Raw genomic sequence first — 22,907 nt, 5'->3', positions numbered from 1 at the left:
TAATTAATGTAAAAAATTGAAAGAAAGCTTTACTCCATCTGGAATAAAGCTTTCTTCTTTCCTTTAGGAATTATAGCAGACAGAATGGGAGATAGAAAGAGATATTTTAGCGTGAAAAAAGAGAGACTCTAAATCGCTCTTTCTAACAATTTAGAGTTCGTAGAAGTATAAATGAAATTTTCATTTTAACTATTTGTTTTGAAATGAGAAACGAGCACTTCAAGTTCTTGCACAATTGTTTTCATTTCTGATGATTTTTTAGCAACGACACTCATTTTGTTTACTTGGTCACCAGCTGAAGTTGCTGTTTTCGATGTTTCGGCAGCAACTTCATTTGAAATAGAAGCGATATTATTTAAAGCTGCATTCATTTCTTCAGAACTTGCGGCCATTTCTTCAGCAGTTGCAGACATTTCTTGTATTTGTGTAGAGAAATTGTTAATGTGATTAACAATTTCTGAGAATGAAGATCCAGCGGTACGAATGACTGTAATTCCTTCAGAAGCTTCTGACTGACCTTGTGTCATCATGTCATTTGCTATTTTTGTGTCCGCTTGAATTTGATGAAGTAAATGGTTAATGTCATTTGCTGCTAGCTGAGATTGTTCAGCAAGTTTTCGTACTTCATCGGCAACAACAGCGAATCCTTTTCCGTGTTCACCAGCACGGGCCGCTTCAATAGAAGCATTTAAAGCGAGCAAATTCGTCTGCTCGGCAATATTAGAAATAGATTGAAGTGCAGTATCAATATGATTCGTATGTGTAATGAGTCGCTCTACCACTTGTGATGTAGCGTTAACAGCTTCGTTAATTGTATGCATTTGTGTAATAGATTTTTCAATGACTTTATTTCCATCATCTGCTTTTTCAGAAGTTGTAACAGTTAGGCTAGCGGCAGAAGAGGCAGCTTGTGCAATGCGCTGAACACTCGTTGCCATATCATCCATTGCGGTTGAACTTTCTTCAATGCTAGAAACTTGTGAACGAATATTGTGCTCAAGAGCATTCATAGTCTCTTTAGTTTTTGCGGTATTTTCCATAGAAGCAGTTGTTTCGATAAACACATTTTCAGAAGCTTCTTTTACACTTGTTGATGTTTGTTGAACTTGCTTTATTATACGCTGTAAGTTAGCAAGCATTTGATTAAAGGAATTTGCGATGTCACCAATTTCATCTTTACTCGTTACGTGTAATCTAGCGGTTAAATCGCCATCTTGAGAAGCTAATTCTTTTAACTTCGCATCAATTTGTCGAATCGGTTTAACGAGTTTACCAGAGAACCACCATGCCAATAGAATAGACGTTAATGTACATGTAATGAGTGAGAAGAAAATAATATATTGAATAAGGGATGAAGAAGACTCTACGTCAGCAATTAATACGTCCCGTTTGTCATTTTCTTCATTTGCATATTTAGTAAAACGACTTAAAAGATCATTTACATAATCTGTTTGAGCAAGAGCAATTTTGGATGCTTCATCCCATTTTCCTTCCCGTGCAAGAGGGAGGACTTCATTATCTACGACGCTGCGCCATTTTGCTCCCATTAAAATGGCCTCTTTCATTCCTTCTGGGAGTTTTTTATCACTTGTTACTTTCTCCCTAGTATCAGCTAGTTTTTTTCCTTCCCGGTTGAATTTATCCAATCCTTTTTGGTCATGTGATAGTAAATATTCTTGTAAACCAGCGACCTGCGCTTGGAACCAATCGCCACGTTCTTTTAAAATCGTTGCTCTTTTCGATACATCATTCTTTAATGTTTCGATTTCACTTGCTTGATTCATCGCGAATGAAAGAATAACAATAAGAGCAATGCTAAATAAGGAAGAAATGCTTAAGAGTGTGAACAGTAGTTTTTTTCGAATGCTAACATATTTCATTGTTACCCCTACCTTTTTTGAAAAACTATTTATTATAATTTATAAATATTGGGAACGAAACTAATAAAAACATAATTAAGAAGTTATTAATCTGTTCAATGAAAATTATAGCAGATAATGGAATATGGCAGATTAATGTGAGTAAATGTTCTTAAAATGTATACATTTGTATATCAAAAAATTCATAAATAAAAATCAGAAATGGTATTGTAATTTGAAATAACATCCTGTATACTTCTAATTAGTTGATAACGATTATCACTATCAACTGAACATTACTCTTCGTTATGTTGGTCATACCCCTTTTTGACGACGTAAGTCAGAGACGAATGTTGAAATATCTTGTGTCCTATTCTACAGAATTATGGTAATCTCCAACCTCAACTTATATGCGTAAGCATGCAAAAAAGGATCCTATCCGTGAAGGGATCCTTTTTTGCATGTTGTCGCAATTAATGTGTATAGACCTGGTATACGTTCTTCAATTCCTTCGGGTGAAGTAGAAGGGAAAACCCACTTTTGATGAGATCCGTGTTCTTCAATCAATTTTTCAACCTTGAAATTTGTTTCTGCCATTGATGTAATGATTTCTCCTAGTGTCCAGCGCCTAATTTTTGTTCTCGGTAAAGCGTATTTCTGTGATCCCGTAAGGAGAGTGCTATAAGCTACGTCATCTTCAATAAGTTCCTCGTCGAAATAATTTCCATTTGCTCGAAATGATGGATGATCTACTCCTAATAATTTTGTATAAACGGGATGATAGTCACGTAGTATAAAGGTCCCATCTTGTTTTAGTAAGTGAGAGATTATATGAAAGAGTGGTTTTAAGTCTAAAAAGTAATGGAGCACGCCAAGTTCCAGTAACACGATATCAAATGATTGAGATAGATTTAAATCTAGTACATCGGAAACGATATATTGAATAGAGACACCAGCAGCTTCGGCTAGTTCGGTTGCATATTTTTCATTACTTGCTGAAATGTCTACAACTGTTACATCGGCTCCTAAAAGAGCAAGAGCAACTGCTTTATTTCCTTTTGATCCGAGTAAATTAATAATACGCGTTCCTTTTGGAGATTGTATGTAAGGTAAATAATGATTTACCTCGCGCACGGGATCTTCCATGAGCTTTTTCGCATAATCCTCTGGCGCCCCGTGGCGATTTGTCCAAGCTTCATAAGCAGCTGCGTTCCAACTTTTTTCATTAATAGTACTTAGTTGCTTTTGATTCAATCTTATCACTCCTTTTGTGAACGTATAGTTATTCGGTGGGTGAGTAGAATTTCCTGTTTTTTTGAATAAAAGTTTGATTTTTCTGTTGTTAAGTCGTAAAATACGTTTTATACATAAAAGCGTTGAAAAGGAAAAGTAGAATGAAATCATTCTGTCCAGAGAGCTTCGGTAGCTGAGAAGAAGCAAGAATATTCATTTGAACAATGGCCTTTGAGCTTCGTCCTGAACTTATCAAATGATAATAGTAGGCGGCGACGAGAGTTGGTACTCGTTATCAAAACCACAGTATAAGAGCATATAGCTCCGTACTTGTTAAGGTTAGTTATGCGAATGACTGACGAAATAAGGTGGTACCGCGACTGTTTATACAGCCCCGCCCTTATCTTTTTTAAGATAAGGGCGGGGCTTTTTATATTTTAAAGGAGGAATATAAGATGAGTATTTTTATTGGAGGCGCTTGGCCATATGCAAATGGTTCGTTACATCTTGGACACATTGCTAGTTTGTTACCAGGAGATATTTTAGCACGTTATTACAGGGCAAAAGGTGAGCATGTGTTGTATGTTTCAGGAAGTGATTGTAATGGAACACCGATTACAATTAGAGCAAAGCAAGACGGTGTGACGGTGAAAGAAATTGCTGATAAGTATCACGAGGAGTTTGAGCGATGTTTTCGTAGCCTTGGTTTTACTTATGATTGCTATACACGTACAGATAGCGAGCATCATCATGAAACGGTTCAAAAAGTCTTTTTGCGACTATTAGAAGAAGGTTATATTTATAAAAAAGTAGTTGAACAAGCTTATTGCGAAACGTGTACGCAATTTTTACCGGATCGATATGTAGAAGGTATTTGTCCGCATTGTCATGAAGCAGCAAGGGGCGATCAATGCGATGCTTGTTCCGCTATTTTAGATCCACTCGATTTGTTAGAAAAGAAATGTAAGTTATGTGGTAGTACGCCATCAGTACAGGAAACAGAGCATTTCTATTTTGCATTGCATAAATTTCAGCAGCAAATTAAAGAGGTCGTAGAAATTGCAAAGCAGAAAGGAACATGGCGCGACAATGCAATTCAATTAACAGAGAGATATTTAAAGGAAGGATTACAAGATAGGGCAGTGTCACGTGATTTACCAATTGGGGTACCAATTCCGGTGGCAGGATATGAAGATAAGAAAATTTACGTATGGATTGAAGCGGTGGCAGGATATTATTCGGCGAGTAAACATTGGGCTGAAGAAACAGAGAAAGCTGATCAAGAGTTTTGGGATAAAGAAGCGAAAACATATTATGTACATGGTAAGGATAATATTCCGTTTCATTCAATCATTTGGCCAGCGGTATTACTTGGAATAGGAGAAGAAGCGATCCCGCGTCATATCGTTTCGAATGAGTATTTAACAGTAGAAAAAAGAAAATTATCGACAAGTAAAAACTGGGCAGTATGGGTACCTGATATATTGGAACGCTATAATCCAGATTCTATTCGTTACTTTTTAACAGTTAACGCACCAGAAAATCGTGATACTGATTTTTCATGGCGTGAATTCATTTACAGTCATAATAGTGAATTGTTAGGTGCATACGGGAACTTTGTGAACCGGACATTAAAGTTTATTGAAAAATATTATGGTGGTGCTGTACCGAAGGGAAGTATTGATGTAGAGCTGAAAGATAAAGTAGAAGGATTATATAAAAGTGTAGGAGAGGCGATTGAACAAACTAAATTTAAGGTGGCACTAGAAACAATATTTGATGCAGTACGCTTTGCAAATAAATACTTTGATGAAAAGCAGCCTTGGAAACAAAGAGAAGACGACCCAGTTTCATGTGAGGAAACAATTTATAATTGTGTTTACCTAATAGCAAACTTTGCACAACTGCTTGAACCATTTTTACCGTTTTCAAGTGAAAGAGTTAGAAATACATTATCGAGTGTTAAAGTAAATTGGGAACCTCAAAATACGTTGCCAAACCGAATTGATAATGTACAGCCATTATTTGAGCGAATCGATGTAAAACAAATTGAAGATGAGGTAGAGAAGTTATATGGAGCGGTAAAGTGAAATATAAGGAAAAGACCTTTCAAATAAATGAAAGGTCTTTTGTTATGCTGTATATCCCTCTTTCTTATCTTTCAAAAAGAAAAGTACAGCAAGGATTACGAGAATAATAGCCGCAATATCATATGTTATTTTGAAGGTAGTAATAAAGTTTAACATATCGTAACTTTATTCGCATTTATATACAAGTTGATGTTGTCACGCACTATGCACACGATTATGTTTTTTTTCTTTCCTAGCAGTAAGTAGTTGTGGTGTAAAAATACCGAGTAATATAACTACAATCCCAATCCACTGCATTGGCGATACAATTTCATGAACAAGTGTAATAGAAGCGATAATTGCTGTTGGTAATTCAGCTGCACCTAATATTGTACCAAGTCCCGTTCCGACTTTTGGTACACCAATTGAAAAACAAATGACAGGTATAATAACCCCGAACAGTCCAAGGAAGAAAGCATATTTCCATAGGCCTGCTTGTAAAGCGCCGTCCGTTAAAAAGGTAGGCGGGAAAAATAAGCATACAATAAGAGTAGCACTCGTTGTCATAAGAAAGCTTTTCGTATAAGGCGGAACATCTGTAGCAACGCGCCCGCTTACAAATACATAGAATGAGAAAGAGACGGCAGCTAATAGTCCGAAAATAATACCTTTCGTAGAAAAGTTTTGTCCAAGGCCTTCAAATACTCCACCAGCAAACAATGTACCAGTAAATAAAATAATAATAGATATAACTTTCTCACGGCTTGGGAATGTCCGGTTGGCAATCGCTTCGATGACTACACCAATCCAAGTGAACTGAAAGAGTAAAACGACAGCGATAGAGGCTGGCAATTCTTCTACGGAAATAGCATAGAAAATACCTGTCATACTCATTGTTGTGCCGACTGTTAGTAACGAAAAGAATTGTTTTTTTGATACTTTATGACGTGAAAAGAACAGAACGAGTAAAAGGAGCCCAATCCATCCGAAGACATATTGCCCTCCTAGTAGTTGGTGTGCGGAAAATCCGTCGATGAATCCGAGTTTAAAAATAGTTGAAAGTACGCCGTAGCTACAAGCGCCGAATAAAACTAGTAATGAATACTTAAATTTCTCCATGTGAAAACCTCCTTATATAAAGTGAAACTTTAATCAGTGGGGGTTTTCTTCATCCACCACTGATTATCAGCCCGCACCAATCGGGCGTTTACGGGCAGCAGGGCTCCCACTTAACTTCTTTGCTCCAGCCAAATTTTGAGGTGGGAGTTTTACTGCCCGCAAATAGCGGGATAAATAAAAAACGCCCGTTATCCTAATAAGGAAAACGGGCGAACGAAACAGAGTCAGAGACTCTACAAAATTCCGCCACTCATACGAAGTATGAGTTTGGGGTATGAAATTGTAGTAGTAATTTACATTGCTTTTGGGAATACAATGGAGCATTTTACACCTTGAGGTGTGTTCTGTATTCCATAAGGAAACTGATGTTTATCTAATATTTGTTTTACAATATATAACCCAAGACCACTACCTTGTACTAAGCCATGTTTGTCAGGATTTGCGCGATAGAATGGTTCAAATAAATGAGCAAGTTTATCTTCATCAATTTGAGAACCTGTATTTAATACTTCTAATGCGTAACCGTTTGGCTTTTCATAAAGTTTTATATATACATGCTGATGGTCAATTGTATAATGAATTGCATTTGAAATGATGTTAAAAATAGCAGTTTGCATAAATTTAGGATCAGCTAAAATTTGTGCATCTTGTTTAATGTTAGATTGAACATTTAATTGTTTTACAGATACAAAATAATCTACTTTCTTTATAACGTCCTCAATAATATTAGTTAATGAGATAACTTTTAAATTTGGTTTAAATTGAGGGTTTTGTATTTTGGATAATTCTGACACTTTTTCCGTTAATATGTTAATATCTTGCATCATCTCATATGAACGTTTTAAATATTTATCTCTATCTTTATAAGCGCCAATTCCGTGAATCATGCCATCGAGTTGTCCCATAACGGCTGCGATTGGTGTTTTTAATTCATGGGATATCATAGACATAAATTCTTTACGAGATTGTTCTAACTGTTGTTCCTTCTTGAGTTCATTTCTTAAATCTTGATTGCTTTCATGTAAATTTTTCACAATAGTAGGTACTTGTGAGGCAGCTACTTGCAAATTAAAATCTGTTTGATCTGTATTTTTGTTAAGTAGCTTTTTATCTGAGAAATCAAGATTCATAATATCTTTTAAAGCATCGCTCATATATCGGAAAGGTTTGGCGATTATTTTTGCGTAGATTAAAGATCCAAGCAGAGATAATGCTAGCATTGTCGCCCCAATATGTGGAGCTAACTGCTGCAACACATCTGTTAACTTTGGATTATCATGTGTATCATTTGCTTTACTTGCTGCATTTTGTGTATGTAAGGCATCATTGTTAGTAACTTGCTTTTCCGCTTCTGTAAGTGAAGACGTTGTGTTACTTTTCCCTGGAATATTTTGTGCATGTTCTTTTGCTTTTGCAGTTTGGCTAGGCTGCAAAAGATGATTGATGGCTGTAGAGAGTGCTTTCATGTCTATTTGAGAAGATTGAAAATTAGAGATGCTACTCTCTGACACAGCTTTATTTTGCTTTGTTTTACTTTGGTCGTTTTGTTTGTCTGATTCCGCTTGTTCCGCAGTTTGCGTTCCAGAAGCTTTCAAACGATCTTTATCGTAATTTGAGGCTAGAAAATAAATAATTTGATAAAGACAAAGTGATAACAGAATACAAAATAATAAGGTTTTGATGAATATATTTTTGGTGATGTTGTCTTTGCTACGATTCGATTTTGTAGCCAATGCCTTTCACCGTTTTAATATAAGGAATTTCTAATTTTTTTCGTAAGTTTTTAATATGTGTATCTATAACCCTCACATCACCATAATGTTCATAGCCCCATACCTTATTCAACAAATCACTTCTTGATAGTACTTTTCCCCGATTTTGCAGTAAAGTATATATAATTTCAAATTCTTTTGTAGTCAATTCAATTTGATTACCATGAACATAAGCGGCATATGCTGTAGAATTTAACATCAATTCATGGAATTGTAGTATAGTTGCAGCTTCTGCTTCCTTTGTTGCTGCCCTTCTTAATACAGCTTCTACACGTTTTATAAATACGGTGTAATGGAACGGTTTTGTAATATAGTCATCAATACCTAACTCAAATCCTTTAATTTCACTTTCTTCATTATGTAAGCCAGTTAACATAATGATTGGTACATCAGATTGTCCTCGCATAATTTTACAAATACTATAGCCATCTATATCTGGTAACATTACATCGAGGAGGACAAGATCGTATGAATTTTTTTGGAAAAGAAGAATGCCTTCTGTTCCAGCACCAACTACATCAACAGTAAAGTTTTGTGCCATTAGAAATTCACGAATAAGTTCTTGTATATCTGGGTTGTCTTCAATCACCAGTATATGCGTCATAGTAACACCTCCTAAATAACGCTTTTTACTGCAATATTCGAATTCATCATTTTTTGGATGACTCAGATTGTTTATACATATAATAAGCCCCCGCTATAAAATAGTAATGAAAGTAGCAAGGGGGATTGTTTAGTGTCATTGAATAGTTCAGAATTACAGTAGTTCTATTATAGTATGTATTGTAAAATTTATAAAATATTATAACTGTATAATTTTAATATCCATGTTTATCAATGTTGCGATGATGTTGAATGCAATCTATTTTTATTATATATGTAAATACAGTTGTTTTGCTACTGTAAATGAATAAATAAAATAAGCCAAGACATAAAATTCTTGGCTACACATAAATCTTGTTCCTAGGCTAATTTACAGTGACAGTAGCTTGCTGCTGAACGCGCTCAAATAACCAGTGAATATCATTGTTAAACATACGAATACAACCAAGTGTTGTTGCTTTCCCGATTGCTTGATTATTGTTAGTTCCATGAATCGCATACGTTGTTCCATAAGTTCCTGCCATATTTAATCCGAGCCAGCGGTCCCCAAGTGGATTACGTGGATCGCCGCCTTTAATTTTTCCTGTATAGTAAGGACGGTTTTTAATTTTATTTACGATTTGAAAAGTACCCTTAGGTGTTGGTGTTGCTGCTTTTCCAGTAGCGACAGTGAAACTTTTTATGAATTTTCCATCTTGATAATAATCCATTTTATTTATTTTTGTGTTTACGATAAGCTGATCTTTCGTCGTAGCTGCTTCTGCAGTAGTGAATGGAAGAGTTAAAAATCCTAATGATAATAGCGCACTTAATAATAGTTTTTTCATTATATTCTCCTTTTACGTATTGTAGTAGTCTTACATACAATGAATTTGTAATCCTCGTAATGCTTGATTGACATTTTCATCTAATGTTTCAAAGAAGGTAGTAATCTTTGTATTACATTTGTTGTTTTTATCAATAAGTAATCTTTCATTTAATAAAAGCTCACCATGTAGTCCAAAACTTTGAACTTGAATATTTAGTTCATCTTCAGTTTCAGAAATAATCGGTAAGAAATAGTGAAAAGCTTTCGTTGGAATGATGTAGCTTTTGCCAATCATGCTTTCTTGATTTGAATTAACCCATTTTCTCGTGACGATCTTAATGTTCTTTTTTGAAACGATAAAAGACAGCGTTGTAGATTTTGTTAAACTTACGTCAAATTCATTTGTTTCACATATTTGTAAATTAAAAACGGTTTCATTTTGATGAGATTCAACATTCGTATTAATAAAATCGTGCATTTTATAAGCTTCCATTTCTTATTCACCCTTTTTTCAATTTCGAAAAGCGACTTATATTTATTCAGTTTAATGTTTAGTCATATATTAGCTAAATTTTTCAACAAATTCCGATATAATCTTACAATACGTATATGAAGCTAATATGAAGTTCATATGAGTTTGTGGTGGTTTTTTATAGAGAACAAAATAAGGTGGTTTTCGAGTGTTAAAAACTGGATGGAAAATGTATATTAATGGATTTCCTTCGCGTGATATATAGTTGTTAGCTTGTTTTTAAATGCTAATAGATATAAGTAAATAGAGAACAAAAAACTTTAGAATGAGCCTTACAAAAATGTAATAAAAATGTAAGCTATTGTGATAGTTATTTCGACAATTTTTTTATACAATAATAGTAACAAGTTGTACGTGAATGAAAGGGGAGATGACATGGAATGGGTTCATGAATTATTTCAGCAATATGGGTATTATGTAGTACTTGTAGGCCTGCTGTTAGAATATATTGCACTTCCGTTTCCGGGAGAGCCAACATTAGCATATGCGGGGTTTTTAGCACAGAAGGGTGATCTAAGTTTACCTATTTTAATTATCCTATCCTTTATTGGGACAAGTGTAGGAATGACGATTCAATACTTTTTAGGGAATAAGCTTGGTATGCCTTTTGTTCAAAAATACGGGAAGTACGTATTTTTAACACAAAGAAAAATTGATTTAACGAGAATGTGGTTCGATAAATACGGATATTTCCTTATCTTTATTGGCTTTTTCATTCCTGGTGTACGTCATTTTACAGGATACTTTGCAGGTATCATTAACTTACCGTTTCGCCGCTTTGCGATTACAATTTATTCAGGTGCTTTATTCTGGGTATCGTTCTTCTTAATCGGTGGCTACTGGTTAGGTGGTAACTTACATGATATTTTCGGATTACTAGGAGATCATATCGGCAAAATCATTTTCGGAGCCATTGTCATTGTAGCAATTACGTTAAGCATTCGTTTCCGCAAGCAACTAAAACGAGTATTTTTACAAAACGCAAGTTAATATGGAATCCATTCTATGTCAGATTTTAGGGAGGCAGTGCAAAAGCACTGCCTTTTTTATTGTATTTTCCAGTTTGCTTTTATTTTTCCATCGATACCGTAACCGGTGGCTGGTATATAATACGTTCCCGTTCTATTAGGTGAAAGTTCATACGTATCGTCGCTTAGTTCGGAAAGGGGTTCATATTTATTAAATTCATTAGAAAAGCCAGTGCTATAACCTTGGTAGGTGCTATTTTCAGTAATAAGGAAGTTTACGTTGACCTCAATTATGTAGTTCTTGAAGATTATTATATACGTTATGTCTAGTATAATATATATTCGTTTTTGACATGTATCTGCGTCAAAATGACAATTATAATTGACAAAGATAAGGATATTATTTACAATTTTAATTAAATAAATGAAAAAGAGGGAAGACATGAAGCTTCAAAATCGAGTGAGGGAATTTCGAGCAAAGCATCGTTTATCACAAGGGGATTTAGGGAAAGCGATTGGCTCATCACGGCAAACCATTAGTTTAATTGAGCGCGGGGATTATGCACCATCTATTGTGTTATCGCTAAAAATCGCACAAATTTTTGGAGCGCCGGTGGAGGAGATATTTATGTTAGTGGAGGGGGAAGAGGACGATGAAGATGAAGAGTAAACGAAAAAAACAATTTGATTTTGTGGGGAAAATAGCATTAAGTATGATGGGTGGCTTTTTAACATCTTATATAGCTTTAAATTTACTCTCGAATGAACCGAGAAAATTATCATCTAATACATTTATAGGTGTATGTACTATTTTTGGAATCTTAATGATGTACTACACTTGGAAGAATACACGTATGTTAGCGGAGGTACGCGATGAAGAAGAGAGCGTACAAGGCAGAAAATTAGGCATTATAAGTATATATTTACGTGTAGGTGATATAGTTACGCAGGCATGGTTTGTATATGCAGTTATTACATGTAGACGTGCACTGTTACAGGATACAAATGTGTCATTTGCAGTGTGGAATTTAGTAGCTTCTATTGTCTGTTTAACTATTGTAGTGGTTATCGGGCTCATAACAAAAAATCGTTATAATAAGCTATATCCTGAACAAGGTGTAACATATATGGAATCTATGAAAATGTGGACGAAAAACGCAGATGAAGGATTAAAGCACATTGTGCATGAGGCTGGATATAAAGCATATGAATTTACGAATACAATATTGGCATATGTATGGTGGGCTGCCGTTATATATACAGCAGCTAGTGATATCGATTTTGTATTAATTGGCTTAATCTCATTTATTTGGATATTGCATCTCGGAAAATTCATGTACGAAATGCAGAGAAAAATGATTTATTAAGGGGAGAAAAAGGTGGATATTTTAAGAAGGCCAGCTGGTTCCATGACGGCGGCGCTAGTTTTGTCCATTTTATACGGAGTAATCCGAACTGGGAAATTAGAAGTAATTTTGAACCTATGGGCAATAGTTGGAATTTCATTGTTAGTGTTAGCCATTCATGAGCTAGGACATGTAGCATTTGGTGTAATAGGTGGTTTGACATTTAAATTTATGACAGTAGGACCCATTACTGTGCAAAATGAGAAAGGAAAAATACGAATTCGAGAAAATAAATTATGGGAGTACTTTGGAGGCGTTGCGATGCTAGTGCCGCCTTCTATAGAGACATCGAACCTTTCAAAAAAATGGGCGTGGATGACTTTAGGTGGTCCGATTACAAGTGCACTATTCGGTATTACTTCAGGTTACATATACATGGTTAGTTATTATCAATATCTTTTATATTTTTCCGTTTTACACTTTACGATTTTTGCCGTTACAATAGTGCCGATAAAAGGAACATTCCTGAGCGATGGCATGCAATTTCTCATTTTAATTAAAGATGATGAAAGGGCTAGAGGGCATTTATATAATATTCAAGTATCGGGTGAATTATTAAGCTACAAACGGCCGAAAGATTGGGATGAGAGATTAGTAGAAATTAGTGAAGAAAAAATAAAAGAGGATAAAAGTATAAGAGAAATAATGAGCGGACTTATGCTCGTATTTTATGCCCGAGCTGATCAAGAGGGAATGGAAAAAGCGATAGTACATTTAGAGAAAATTGTGCAGTTACCTGTGACAAAAGAAAATAAATATTTTGTTGGTAGTTTTCATAGTTGGTATCTTTTATATAGAGTACTTTATCAGCAGGAAAATCTTTACTTGCAAGAAGCGAAGAATCATGCGAAGGCAATTACAATGCTGGACTTACATGGGTATTACCGTGCAAAAGGGGTTATCAAATATTTAGAGCAAGATATGGAAGCATGCCATATTTATATGAAGAAAGCGGATAAAGAATTGAAGAGCGCTGAGAAGAGTGAAATAGGATATTTACAATTGGATAGAGAGTGGTTCGAGCAGTTGAAGGAGAGGGTATCTTACGATGGGTGAGGTATCCTCTTTTCTATATGTAATCTTATGCCGTTCCATAAAAAGATCGGGGCGAGTAAAATGAGGTAAGAAGAGCAAAGTTTGGAGGAGTTATATATGGAAATTTTAGCGATTATTTTGCTAGTCTTACTCATTTATGTAATTTTTAAAGTGGCATATGTAGCAGTAAAAATACTCGCAGTCCTATTAATTATCTTTTTAATTGTAGAGTTCGGCAGTAAGCTGCTTGGGGGATAGGGTATGTTGTGCGTTTTGGTTATCGAAGGATGTCGTTGAATCGATATAATGAAAAAATCGTTGATATAAGTGGAGAAATCGCCGATATATTTGGAGAATCGTTGATATATTCCGGTAAGTACCGGATGGGGTATGTGGAAAAGAAGTTACCGTGGGGGTAACTTCTTTTTATTTTGGGGATGGGGTATGAACAGGAAAGAACAGGAAACAAAAAAGCTGGAAGAGTATCTTCCAGCTTAAGAATTGCTTTCAATTTGTTGACCATTTTCTTCTTCGTGGTCTTGTAATAGGTTGAATACGTCTGCTAGGCAGAATGCGATAAACCAAGTCCATAGACCATGGAAGAAAGCTGAGCTTAATTGAAGTGGTAATGTATAGTTTGTCATTGAGTAGGAAATACATCCACCAACGATTCCGATCATTGTTAATAACATTGTTTTTTGAGCATTTTCTTCTGGATTGAAGAGGAAGAAAATGTATCCGCCTAAAATTGAAGCGCTTACAAGGGTTTCGATTCCATTAAAAATGATATTCTCTCCAAGCTCTGTGTTTGTCCAGAAACAGATCACGCCGCCGACGATGGCAAATAGGACAGCTAGTGTGTATCGTATATATTGATTCATATGTTCATCTCCTTATGTAATAAGATGATTTGGAAGTCAAAAAGGTAGGTATAGTATATTGAAGTGAATTTTAGTTGTACGTATCTTTATAAAAAGATCAGTGAAGAATAACTAAGATAATCGGTTTTTTTAAACCGTTACGTGTATGGTGTCTGAAATATACCCGACTGCTCGTTTCTTTTTGCTTATAAAAATAAGAGAAACTTCCAAGTCTATATACTCTTTTTTGTTAGTCTAGTTTTATTATAACACATTTAGTGATACAATAATAGAATTATCTGATTTTGTAATAAGTGTAAAAAATAAAAAGCGCAAGGAATTGTAGTTCCTTGCGCTTTTTTATATACGTTTGAAACGGCCGACAATTTCAACTGTTTCAGTAATGTTCATAAATGCTTTATTATCCACTTGGCGGATAATACGTTTCATTTCGCCCAACTCGTAGCGAGTTACGACAGTGTAAATCATTTTTTTCTTATGGTTTGTATAGCCGCCGACAGCATCTACCATTGTTACGCCACGTATGCCGTGATGTAATAGTGAGCTTTTTATTTCCTCACCTTTTTCTGTAATTGTCATTATCGTTAATTTAATATGTTTTGTATGCACGGCATCAATTACTTTGCTGACTACAAACCGACTAATTAACGTATAAAGCGTAATATCCCATCCGAAAATAAATCCTGCTGCAACAAGTAAGATTAAGTTGAATCCAAAGATGATTGCTCCAATTGAAACATCGCGATGTTTCGCTACAATCAATCCAACAACATCAAAACCACCTGTTGAAGAAGCAAATCGGAATATGATTCCTGAGGCAGCACCGCAGATGACACCACCGAATACAGAAGACAGCAAAATATCATCTGAAACTTGGTGTACTGGGATAATGTTCATCGCTAAAGATGATACAGCCACAAAGTATGCCGTTAAAAAGGTTGTCTTCTTTCCTAAGTAAAAGTGACTTAAAATAAGAAGCGGAATGTTTAGTAAAAAGATAAGTGCTCCGATATTGTAGTGCATTAAATAACCGATAATCATCCCTACACCAGCGAATCCACCGCTAATCATATTATGCGGGATAAAAAACATATTCATAGAAATTGCATACAAAATAGAAGCTATAAAAATAACAACTAACTGTATGATAAATTCTAAATGAAATGTTTTAGCTGCTGGGAAGGATAAAAAGGCGGTGTCGGGAACGTAATCGGCGTCTCCTAGTTGACCCATAGTATGTTTCATCTCCATATTCATTTTTGATTACAAGAAGAGAATAAAGCTTTTTTCAAAAACTGGCAATAGTTTTATTATAATGCAAAAATTTTATAAATTTCTAAAAAATTAAACCTATTCAAAGATACGTGTGAATATACTAAAGAAAGCGAATACATTGGTTTTCTAGCATAATTTTTTGAGAAAATATGCAAAAAAAACTTTTGAGAACAAAAGGAAATAGAGAATGTTTGCTGAATATGCTAAAATGACTTTATTAAGGATGTGAAGCGATGGAATTTTTATTGCAGGATGCAATTCTATATATATCGTTTGTAACGACAGCGCTTTGTGTATTAGAGGTCTTTTTTCTTGCTAACGTTTCTCGCTTTGTGCGTCAGCAAGCATCGAGCGGTAGACAGAGAGCTTTTAAACTAGTAGATACGTGTGAAGAGGGTACAAGAAATGTACCGCTATTTTCTATTTTTTATAAATATGGAATGATTCGTTCTGTCCGCAGACAAGAATCGAGTGGAGAGAGTGACGAGGTAGGTCCGTATACACCAATGTTTCGCTAATTAATTACGAAACATTGGAGGAATGAACATGTTAAAATCATACCGAGCTAGGCTCATTAGTTTATCATTATTACTTGTTTTTGTTTTATCTGGCTGCAGCAATGCAGGTACAATTGATTCACATAGTACGGGAATTTGGAACCATTATTTCGTATATCCAATCTCATTTATGATTCAATTTGTTGCTCATCATATACCTGGAGCTAGCTTCGGGATTGCCATCATTATCATGACGCTCGTTATTCGTTCAGCAATGATTCCATTAGCTGTTTCGCAATATCGTAGCCAAGCGAAAATGAAAAAAATGCAACCTGAATTACAGAAGCTGAAACAGAAATACGGTGATGTGGGTAAAGATCTTGAAAAACAAAAGCAGTATCAAAAAGAAATGTCAGAACTAATGAAATCAGGCGGTTGGAATCCGTTAGCTGGGTGCTGGCCAATCTTTATACAAATGCCGATTTTCTCTGCTTTGTATTATGCGATTAGCCGAACTGAAGAGATTCGTACATCTTCATTTTTATGGGTGAACCTAGGACATGCAGATCCATATCATATATTACCGATTATCGCAGCGTTAACAACATTTATTCAAATGAAGGTGTTCCAATCAAATGTAACGCCTGGAGAACAAGTTCAAATGCTGAAAATACAGCAAATTATGATGCCTGCAATGATTCTATTTATGGGATTTGCGGCGCCATCAGGACTGGTGCTGTATTGGATTACAGGTAACTTATTTACAATGACACAAACAATTGTATTAAGAAAAGTAATGGAACGTGAAGAATTACAATTACAAAAAGCTTAGAAAAACACCGCTCGTGATGAGCGGTGTTTTTTATTTAAATCGTTAAGGAAATTTTAAGAAACCAACATTACTATTGGCATTGTATACGAAAGTGTACATGCTTTAGAAATATGAAGGAGGAAATTTCCTATGAAGAAGAAAACAGTTGGATATTTAGCAATTGCAGGTGCTTTATCATTTGGAATTATAGGAGGAGCTGGTATACCAGCGTTTGCGGCAACTAATACTCCAGCAGCTGAGCAAGTTACAAAAGGAACTGCGAAGAAGAATTTAGATGAAGCAACAAAACAAAAAGTAAAAACGATTATGGATGATACAAAGAAACAGTTAGAGGGATTAGGTGTGAAATTCCCAGAGAAGGGTAAGCACAAGGAAATGTTTGCAGGACTAGATGATCAGGCGAAAGAAAAAGCAAAGTCGATTCTAGAGCAAGAAAAATCCGGGAAATTAACTCGCGAACAAGCAAATGAGGAATTAACAAAGCTAGGCGTGAAATTCCCAGAGAAAGGTAAGCACAAAGATATATTCGCGAATTTAGATGAGGCGACAAAAGAAAAAGCGAAGTCCATTTTTGAGCAAGGGAAGTCCGGAGCATTAACGCATGAGCAAGTGAAAGAGAAATTGAAAGAATTAGGAGTAACGCTTCCAGAGAAAGGGAAGCATGGTGACATATTCGCGAATTTAGATGAGGCGACAAAAGAAAAGGCGGAAGCAATTTTGAAGCAAGAAAAGTCTGGAACACTAACTCGTGAGCAAGCGAAAGCGAAGTTGAAAGAACTAGGTGTGAAATTCCCAGAGAAAGGGAAGCACGGTGATATGTTCGCGAATCTAGATGAGGCGACAAAAGAAAAAGCGAAGTCCATTTTTGAGCAAGAAAAGTCCGGGAAATTAACTCGCGAGCAAGCGAAAGAAGAATTGACAAAACTAGGTGTGAATCTTCCAGAGAAAGGGAAGCATGAAGACATCTTTGCAAATTTAGATGAGGCGACAAAAGAAAAAGCGAAAGCGATTCTAGAAAAGGAAAAGAAACAATTAGCAGATTTAAATGTGGATCTTCCAAATCATAAATTTTTTATGAAAAATGAAGATAAATAATTGAACTATGTCGTATCTTTCGTGTGGGCAACCGAGGGATATGATGCATGCGAGGACCGATTTCTGTAAGCAGAAATCGGTCCCTTTTAATGATTCAATAAAATTCTTTTCATTGTTAGTATGTATCCAAAGATGCAGTAGAAGATTACAAAACCGATAAACACTTCAGTATATTGGTATTTACCTAATACGTAGAAGGAAGCAGCTGGTATAATAGCTACCGCTAAAATGCTATAACCAGGATACTTATATTGATACATGATAGCGAATATAAAAGAAAGAACCGTAGCGATGATACAAAAAATAGCAATCATTATTGGTGCACCTCCTATATAGATTGTACCATTTTTAGGGAATTAGAGAAGTGTCGTAACTTCTGTTATAATATAAGAAGAGAAACATTTCTTATGTTATATAAAAAAATATATTGATTTTTTCTAACAATTCAATATAATGAACAATAACTAAAAAATTCGACATCAAGAAGTGATGATGAGGATATGATCAGTTTTTTACGATTATCAGAGAGGGAGGCCTTTGGCTGTGAGCTTCCTAATACGGAAAAATCGATTACCACCTCTGAACTGCAGCAGTGAACGGATATCTAGTAATTGCATGCCGGCAAAAACCGTTATTTAGACTTGAGAAATTGGTGAAGTATGTCACTTTACTAATTGAAACAAGGGTGGAACCACGAATACAACACTCGTCCCTTTTTTAGGGAGGAGTGTTTTTTTATTTCATTTTTGCATCACACTAGAATTGGAAGGAGGATACGCAGCATGCATCATGATGAGAAAAACAAAATTGGTTTAACAGTAGCACTCTCTATCGTAGTAGGAACTATTATTGGGTCTGGTGTGTTTATGAAACCAGGGAGCGTATTAGATTACTCAGGGAGTTCTAATATGGCTATTCTTGCTTGGGTAATTGGTGGTCTGTTGACGTTAGCAAGTGGTTTAACAGTAGCCGAAATTGGAGCGCAAATTCCGAAAAATGGTGGGTTGTATACGTATTTAGAGGAGATTTACGGAAGTTTTTGGGGGTATTTATCTGGCTGGATGCAAACAATTGTTTATGGACCAGCTATTATTGGAACGTTAGGTTTGTATTTTAGTTCTTTAATGATCAATTTTTTCTATTTAGATAAAGTCTGGAATTTACCAATCGCAATTGGAACAGTTGTGTTCCTAGGCGTTATAAATAGTTTGGGAACAAAATATGGGGGCATCGTCCAAACGGTTACGACAGTTGGGAAGATGATTCCAATTATATTAATTGTTGTGCTAGGGTTTTGGAAAGGGAATAGTGATATCTTCAACGTAGTTGTACCGATATCAGAAAATCAAAGTATCGGGATGGCAATTTTAGCAACTTTATTTGCCTATGATGGCTGGATTTTGCTTGCTTCTATTGGCGGAGAAATGAAGAATCCAACAAAGTTATTACCGAAGGCAATGACAGTTGGGATTTTAATTGTAACAGCTGCTTACGTATTAATTAACTTAGCGTTACTAAATGTATTACCAGCAGCGAAAATCGTAGCCCTTGGAGAAAATGCAACGGCGACAGCTGCGGGAATGTTACTTGGAGAATATGGCGGGAAAATTATTAGTATCGGTATTATCATTTCTATTTTCGGTTGTTTAAATGGAAAGATTTTAACATTCCCACGTATTCCGATGTCGATGGCAGAGCGTGGACACCTTCCGTTTTCTAAGTTTATTGCAAAAGAAAATTCGAGATTTAAAACACCAGCGAATGCAATTACTGTTGAAATCATATTAGGAATTATTTTAATGATTATTAGTGATCCGAATAAGCTATCCGAGATTTCCGTATTCATTATTTATATTTTCTATGTAATGACATTTATAGGTGTCTTCATCTTAAGAAAACGTAACAAGAATAAAGAGCGTGCATACAGTGTACCGTTATTCCCGATTGTACCAATCGTTGCGATTTTAGGATCGTTGTTTGTACTTGGAAGTGCAATTATTAACGATCCGGTAAGCTGCTTCTTATCAATTGGAATTGTATTTACTGGACTTCCGGTGTATTGGTACTTAAATAAGAAGAAAGAAACTGGAGTTTAATGATTGAAGGGCAGGCGTATTATACGCCTGCTTTTTTTGTTGTAAAAAAATTTGTACTTGCGTCCACTTTCTCTTTTGGTTACTATAATGGTAGTAACCAAAAGAGAAAGTGTGGGGAAAGGCTTGAATTTTCGTGTATATATTTTAGCTATTGCGGCTTTCGTAGTCGGAACGGTTGAGCTAATTATAGGAGGAACGCTTGATTTAGTTGCTAATGATTTAGGTGTGTCGATTAGTGCAGCTGGTCAGCTTATTACAATATTTTCAGTAGTATTCGCTCTATCAGGGCCAGTTTTATTAGCATTAACAGGCAAGTTTGAAAGAAAGAAATTGTATGTTGTGGCATTATCAATTTTCTTAATTGGAAATATCATTTCGGCATTTAGTGTGAATTACGGGATGCTAATGTTCTCGAGAGTAATTTGTGCAGCGAGTGGATCGCTTATTATTGCACTATCGGTAACACTTGCTTCTAGTGTAGTAGAGCCGCATTTCCGTGCGCGTGCAATTGGAATCATTTTCATGGGTATTAGTGGATCACTCGTACTTGGAGTACCGCTAGGTCTTGTGCTCGGAAATGCATATGGATGGCGTGCACCATTTGTATTAATTTCAATATTAACGGTTATGGCGATTGCTTGTATTTCATTATTCTTAACGAAAGTACCCCCGACATCGGTATTATCAATAAGAGAACAAATTGCTACGTTAAAGGATAAAAAAATTGTAAGTGCACAGTTAACATCATTTTTATTTTTAACAGGACATTTAACGCTATACGCATATTTAACACCGTTTTTAAAAGATGTGATGCATGTTGAAGCAAATTGGATTAGTGTGTTTTACTTCATTTTCGGAATTGCAGCGGTACTTGGAGGTGGCCTTGGCGGCTGGCTTGCTGATAAATGGGGATCGAAGAAAAGTATTATTTCCATCATTATCGTATTTGCATGTGCAATCTTTATGTTGCCGATGATGACATTCTCATTCCCGCTCTTCATTATTATGATGGGTCTTTGGAGTATGCTGAGCTGGGCAATTTCGCCAGCACAGCAAAACTATTTAATTGAAATTGCGCCAGAATCAGCTGGTATTCAGCAAGGTTTAAATAACTCTGCACTTCATTTAGGAATTGCGCTCGGTTCAACAGTAGGCGGAGTTGTTATTGAGAAATCATCTGTTATATATAACGCTTGGGTAGGCGGCGTTTTCATTATATTGGCACTGCTTTGTGCGATTTTCTCTATTACGAGAGGACGCTCGAATCAGCTTAGGAAAGAAGAATCTATCGTTTGATAGGTTCTTTTTTTTGTGTGTAAAAAAATGCAGGGGTTAGTAGAGAAATGGAGAAGGAAGTATATAGCGAGGTGATAGTATATGGAGTCTAATTTTTCAATTATTGGTTTTCTAATTTCTTTAGTCCCATTATTTCTTATTATTTTTGTATTTAGATGGATTCGTTTCATCTATCAAAATTCTGAGAAACAAGTAGAGCAAAATGAGAAGATTATTGAGCTTTTGAGGGAGATAAAGGAGCAAAAAAAATCGTAAAATGAACGTTCTGTATTTACAAATCAAAACCATCCGAAAAACCACCTACATAAAATTAAATTAGCGAAAGCGTAAAAAAGAGCTGTACCAAATGAGTATGTAAAACTCCGTTTGGTACAGCTTTTTTTGTATGAAAAATTATATTATCTATTCAAATGGTAGAATCGATTTTGGGATTTGTTAATACCTCAACTTCATCAACAATTCCTTAATTTCTTCATCCTGCATAAAGAGGTCATGGTGCTTCTCTGTAATCTTCGCAAGTGCAACGTCATGATAGAAGAACTCCGTAAAGAACTTCACGAAAGGTTGTGACATTGTTTTCATCGCTTGCCATGATTCTTGCTCTACACCAGCAAATAAAATTTCACGATCGTCAACGATGAGTAGTAAATAACGCTCTAATGCGTTAGGTTCTTGAGCTGGGATTAAAAAATGCATGTTTTCTAAGTCAGTTTCCACTTTTCCAACTATGAGGGACTCGACTTGGACGCCTTGTTTTTCTTTTTGTTCTAGTAAAGGAAGATATTCTAAAAGGGTATCGTTCCATGCGGAGATGCGTATGGATTCTTTCGCATCTTCTATAAGTTGCCTACTTTGTACTTTAATAGAAGACTGCATTTTTAAACTCCAAACGCGGTCATCTGTAAATGATTTTTTAGAAATATTATTTTCAAGTTCTTTAATATTAGATTGGAATTCTGTCGTTAACTTTTCAATTGCTAACTTGAGTGGTAATGCTGTATACAATTTTTTCTTTTCAGAAACAGAATCCATTACCATCCCTTTATCAATGAGTCGTGCTAACACTTCGTATATTTTTGCTTTTGGAACACCTGAATGTTTCACTATAGTTGTTGCATCTAATGGTTCATTGCTTGATACGACAACTTCATAAGCTTGGCTTTCATATTGTGAGAAACCGAATTTTTGTAGCATAGTTCCCTCCGAACGAATGAGATTATATAGTTTAAGGATAATGAACTATTTGTTTTTACACAAGTGGTAGTAGGTTTCTACTCAAATTGAGATGAGAATTAATTTCAATTTTTAAACTTTATCCATTATACTTAATATAGTGATTAATATGATTACAATACAACGAGAAGGGTAACTAACTGTTACGATTTATTTAACCAATTATAACCAAAGTTAATTAAATATATCAGTAAGCCCTGCTAGTCAAGTGATTGGCTAGTAGTGAGGGTTAACTGCGGGCAATCCCTAAAGCTGATTGAACTACAACGTGGCTAGAAATAGCGAGCGTGAATGTTGC

The 22,907-nt window shown here is 35.4% G+C and carries 24 protein-coding genes and 2 other annotated features; of the genes, 13 read left to right on the top strand and 11 right to left on the bottom strand.

Annotated features, from left to right (window positions below; genetic code table 11):
• Positions 1 to 185 precede the first annotated feature (185 nt).
• Positions 186 to 1,880 carry a methyl-accepting chemotaxis protein gene (locus tag MR155_RS12865; protein WP_219301014.1) on the bottom strand — a complete coding sequence of 565 codons (1,695 nt, stop codon included), beginning with the start codon at positions 1,878 to 1,880 and terminating at the stop codon, positions 186 to 188.
• Between the two features lie 414 nt (positions 1,881 to 2,294).
• Positions 2,295 to 3,113 (bottom strand): class I SAM-dependent methyltransferase, encoded by an 819-nt coding sequence (locus MR155_RS12860; protein ID WP_242310064.1) that lies wholly within the window; start codon positions 3,111 to 3,113, stop codon positions 2,295 to 2,297.
• A gap of 113 nt (positions 3,114 to 3,226) precedes the next feature.
• Positions 3,227 to 3,497, top strand: a binding site (T-box leader).
• 50 nt (positions 3,498 to 3,547) lie between these two features.
• On the opposite strand from MR155_RS12860, the gene metG reads away from it, so the two are divergent.
• The gene (metG, locus tag MR155_RS12855) at positions 3,548 to 5,182 is read left to right on the top strand and encodes a methionine--tRNA ligase (protein ID WP_242310061.1); all 1,635 of its coding nucleotides are present in this window, start codon (positions 3,548 to 3,550) and stop codon (positions 5,180 to 5,182) included.
• 195 nt (positions 5,183 to 5,377) lie between these two features.
• On the opposite strand, the gene MR155_RS12850 is transcribed toward metG, so the two are convergent.
• The 5 genes from MR155_RS12850 to MR155_RS12830 all read right to left on the bottom strand — a co-directional run bounded on the left by MR155_RS12850 (position 5,378) and on the right by MR155_RS12830 (position 9,956).
• Positions 5,378 to 6,280 carry an EamA family transporter gene (locus MR155_RS12850; protein WP_002167423.1) on the bottom strand — a complete coding sequence of 301 codons (903 nt, stop codon included), beginning with the start codon at positions 6,278 to 6,280 and terminating at the stop codon, positions 5,378 to 5,380.
• 293 nt (positions 6,281 to 6,573) lie between these two features.
• On the bottom strand, positions 6,574 to 8,013 hold the full coding sequence (locus MR155_RS12845) for a sensor histidine kinase (protein ID WP_012261947.1): 1,440 nt from the start codon (positions 8,011 to 8,013) through the stop codon (positions 6,574 to 6,576).
• Entirely contained in the window at positions 7,991 to 8,656 is a 666-nt protein-coding gene (locus tag MR155_RS12840) for a response regulator transcription factor (RefSeq protein WP_000148832.1), read from the bottom strand. Before MR155_RS12840 ends, MR155_RS12845 begins: the two co-directional genes overlap by 23 nt.
• Positions 8,657 to 9,020: 364 nt before the next feature.
• A complete protein-coding gene (locus tag MR155_RS12835; RefSeq protein ID WP_002015973.1) occupies positions 9,021 to 9,482 on the bottom strand; it encodes a L,D-transpeptidase in 462 nt (153 codons plus the stop codon).
• Positions 9,483 to 9,512: 30 nt separating this feature from the next.
• Complete coding sequence (locus MR155_RS12830) at positions 9,513 to 9,956, bottom strand: DUF3978 family protein (RefSeq protein ID WP_219301018.1); 444 nt, start codon at positions 9,954 to 9,956, stop codon at positions 9,513 to 9,515.
• Positions 9,957 to 10,370: 414 nt separating this feature from the next.
• On the opposite strand from MR155_RS12830, the gene MR155_RS12825 reads away from it, so the two are divergent.
• The 6 genes from MR155_RS12825 (at position 10,371) to MR155_RS12800 (ending at position 13,823) form a co-directional block, all read left to right on the top strand.
• Positions 10,371 to 10,985 (top strand): DedA family protein, encoded by a 615-nt coding sequence (locus MR155_RS12825; RefSeq protein ID WP_002143668.1) that lies wholly within the window; start codon positions 10,371 to 10,373, stop codon positions 10,983 to 10,985.
• 402 nt (positions 10,986 to 11,387) lie between these two features.
• Positions 11,388 to 11,633 carry a helix-turn-helix transcriptional regulator gene (locus tag MR155_RS12820; RefSeq protein ID WP_002067963.1) on the top strand — a complete coding sequence of 82 codons (246 nt, stop codon included), beginning with the start codon at positions 11,388 to 11,390 and terminating at the stop codon, positions 11,631 to 11,633.
• Positions 11,623 to 12,330, top strand: a complete 708-nt coding sequence (locus MR155_RS12815; protein ID WP_242310297.1) for a DUF3169 family protein — start codon at positions 11,623 to 11,625, stop codon at positions 12,328 to 12,330. Before MR155_RS12820 ends, MR155_RS12815 begins: the two co-directional genes overlap by 11 nt.
• Before the next feature lie 42 nt (positions 12,331 to 12,372).
• A complete protein-coding gene (locus MR155_RS12810; RefSeq protein ID WP_219301297.1) occupies positions 12,373 to 13,425 on the top strand; it encodes a zinc metalloprotease in 1,053 nt (350 codons plus the stop codon).
• A 96-nt stretch (positions 13,426 to 13,521) separates the two neighbouring features.
• Positions 13,522 to 13,662 (top strand): DUF3985 family protein, encoded by a 141-nt coding sequence (locus MR155_RS12805; protein ID WP_002034639.1) that lies wholly within the window; start codon positions 13,522 to 13,524, stop codon positions 13,660 to 13,662.
• Between the two features lie 35 nt (positions 13,663 to 13,697).
• Positions 13,698 to 13,823, top strand: coding sequence for a hypothetical protein (locus MR155_RS12800; RefSeq protein ID WP_313897555.1), 126 nt, complete (start codon positions 13,698 to 13,700; stop codon positions 13,821 to 13,823).
• A gap of 75 nt (positions 13,824 to 13,898) precedes the next feature.
• On the opposite strand, the gene MR155_RS12795 is transcribed toward MR155_RS12800, so the two are convergent.
• Together MR155_RS12795 and MR155_RS12790 are read right to left on the bottom strand one after the other, a co-directional pair.
• Positions 13,899 to 14,285 carry a DUF3938 domain-containing protein gene (locus MR155_RS12795; RefSeq protein WP_002015968.1) on the bottom strand — a complete coding sequence of 129 codons (387 nt, stop codon included), beginning with the start codon at positions 14,283 to 14,285 and terminating at the stop codon, positions 13,899 to 13,901.
• A 339-nt stretch (positions 14,286 to 14,624) separates the two neighbouring features.
• Positions 14,625 to 15,518 (bottom strand): YitT family protein, encoded by an 894-nt coding sequence (locus MR155_RS12790; RefSeq protein WP_000530031.1) that lies wholly within the window; start codon positions 15,516 to 15,518, stop codon positions 14,625 to 14,627.
• Positions 15,519 to 15,793: 275 nt separating this feature from the next.
• Between MR155_RS12790 and MR155_RS12785 the strand changes: the two genes are divergently transcribed.
• The 3 genes from MR155_RS12785 (at position 15,794) to MR155_RS12775 (ending at position 17,984) form a co-directional block, all read left to right on the top strand.
• Positions 15,794 to 16,078, top strand: a complete 285-nt coding sequence (locus MR155_RS12785) for a hypothetical protein (protein ID WP_002015967.1) — start codon at positions 15,794 to 15,796, stop codon at positions 16,076 to 16,078.
• Between the two features lie 28 nt (positions 16,079 to 16,106).
• Positions 16,107 to 16,889, top strand: coding sequence for a membrane protein insertase YidC (gene yidC, locus MR155_RS12780; protein ID WP_002015966.1), 783 nt, complete (start codon positions 16,107 to 16,109; stop codon positions 16,887 to 16,889).
• A gap of 129 nt (positions 16,890 to 17,018) precedes the next feature.
• Positions 17,019 to 17,984 (top strand): hypothetical protein, encoded by a 966-nt coding sequence (locus MR155_RS12775; protein ID WP_219374967.1) that lies wholly within the window; start codon positions 17,019 to 17,021, stop codon positions 17,982 to 17,984.
• A gap of 86 nt (positions 17,985 to 18,070) precedes the next feature.
• Here the strand turns inward: MR155_RS12775 and MR155_RS12770 are convergent, their stop codons facing one another.
• Positions 18,071 to 18,298 carry a hypothetical protein gene (locus MR155_RS12770; protein WP_242310058.1) on the bottom strand — a complete coding sequence of 76 codons (228 nt, stop codon included), beginning with the start codon at positions 18,296 to 18,298 and terminating at the stop codon, positions 18,071 to 18,073.
• Between the two features lie 166 nt (positions 18,299 to 18,464).
• Positions 18,465 to 18,701 (top strand) — a binding site (T-box leader).
• A 65-nt stretch (positions 18,702 to 18,766) separates the two neighbouring features.
• On the opposite strand from MR155_RS12770, the gene MR155_RS12765 reads away from it, so the two are divergent.
• The 3 genes from MR155_RS12765 (at position 18,767) to MR155_RS12755 (ending at position 21,631) form a co-directional block, all read left to right on the top strand.
• Positions 18,767 to 20,080: an APC family permease gene (locus MR155_RS12765; RefSeq protein WP_002015963.1), complete on the top strand. Its 1,314-nt coding sequence runs from the start codon at positions 18,767 to 18,769 to the stop codon at positions 20,078 to 20,080.
• Between the two features lie 111 nt (positions 20,081 to 20,191).
• Positions 20,192 to 21,376 carry an MFS transporter gene (locus tag MR155_RS12760; RefSeq protein ID WP_242310293.1) on the top strand — a complete coding sequence of 395 codons (1,185 nt, stop codon included), beginning with the start codon at positions 20,192 to 20,194 and terminating at the stop codon, positions 21,374 to 21,376.
• A gap of 81 nt (positions 21,377 to 21,457) precedes the next feature.
• Positions 21,458 to 21,631, top strand: coding sequence for a hypothetical protein (locus tag MR155_RS12755; RefSeq protein WP_215597022.1), 174 nt, complete (start codon positions 21,458 to 21,460; stop codon positions 21,629 to 21,631).
• Positions 21,632 to 21,811: 180 nt separating this feature from the next.
• Here MR155_RS12755 and MR155_RS12750 read toward each other — a convergent pair whose 3' ends face one another.
• Entirely contained in the window at positions 21,812 to 22,570 is a 759-nt protein-coding gene (locus tag MR155_RS12750) for a TrmB family transcriptional regulator (protein WP_242310056.1), read from the bottom strand.
• Between the last annotated feature and the right edge of the window lie 337 nt (positions 22,571 to 22,907).

It is taken from the genome of Bacillus cereus group sp. BfR-BA-01331, from assembly GCF_022663915.1.
Taxonomy (GTDB): domain Bacteria; phylum Bacillota; class Bacilli; order Bacillales; family Bacillaceae_G; genus Bacillus_A; species Bacillus_A mycoides.
This window is presented reverse-complemented; position numbering and strand designations above follow the sequence as displayed.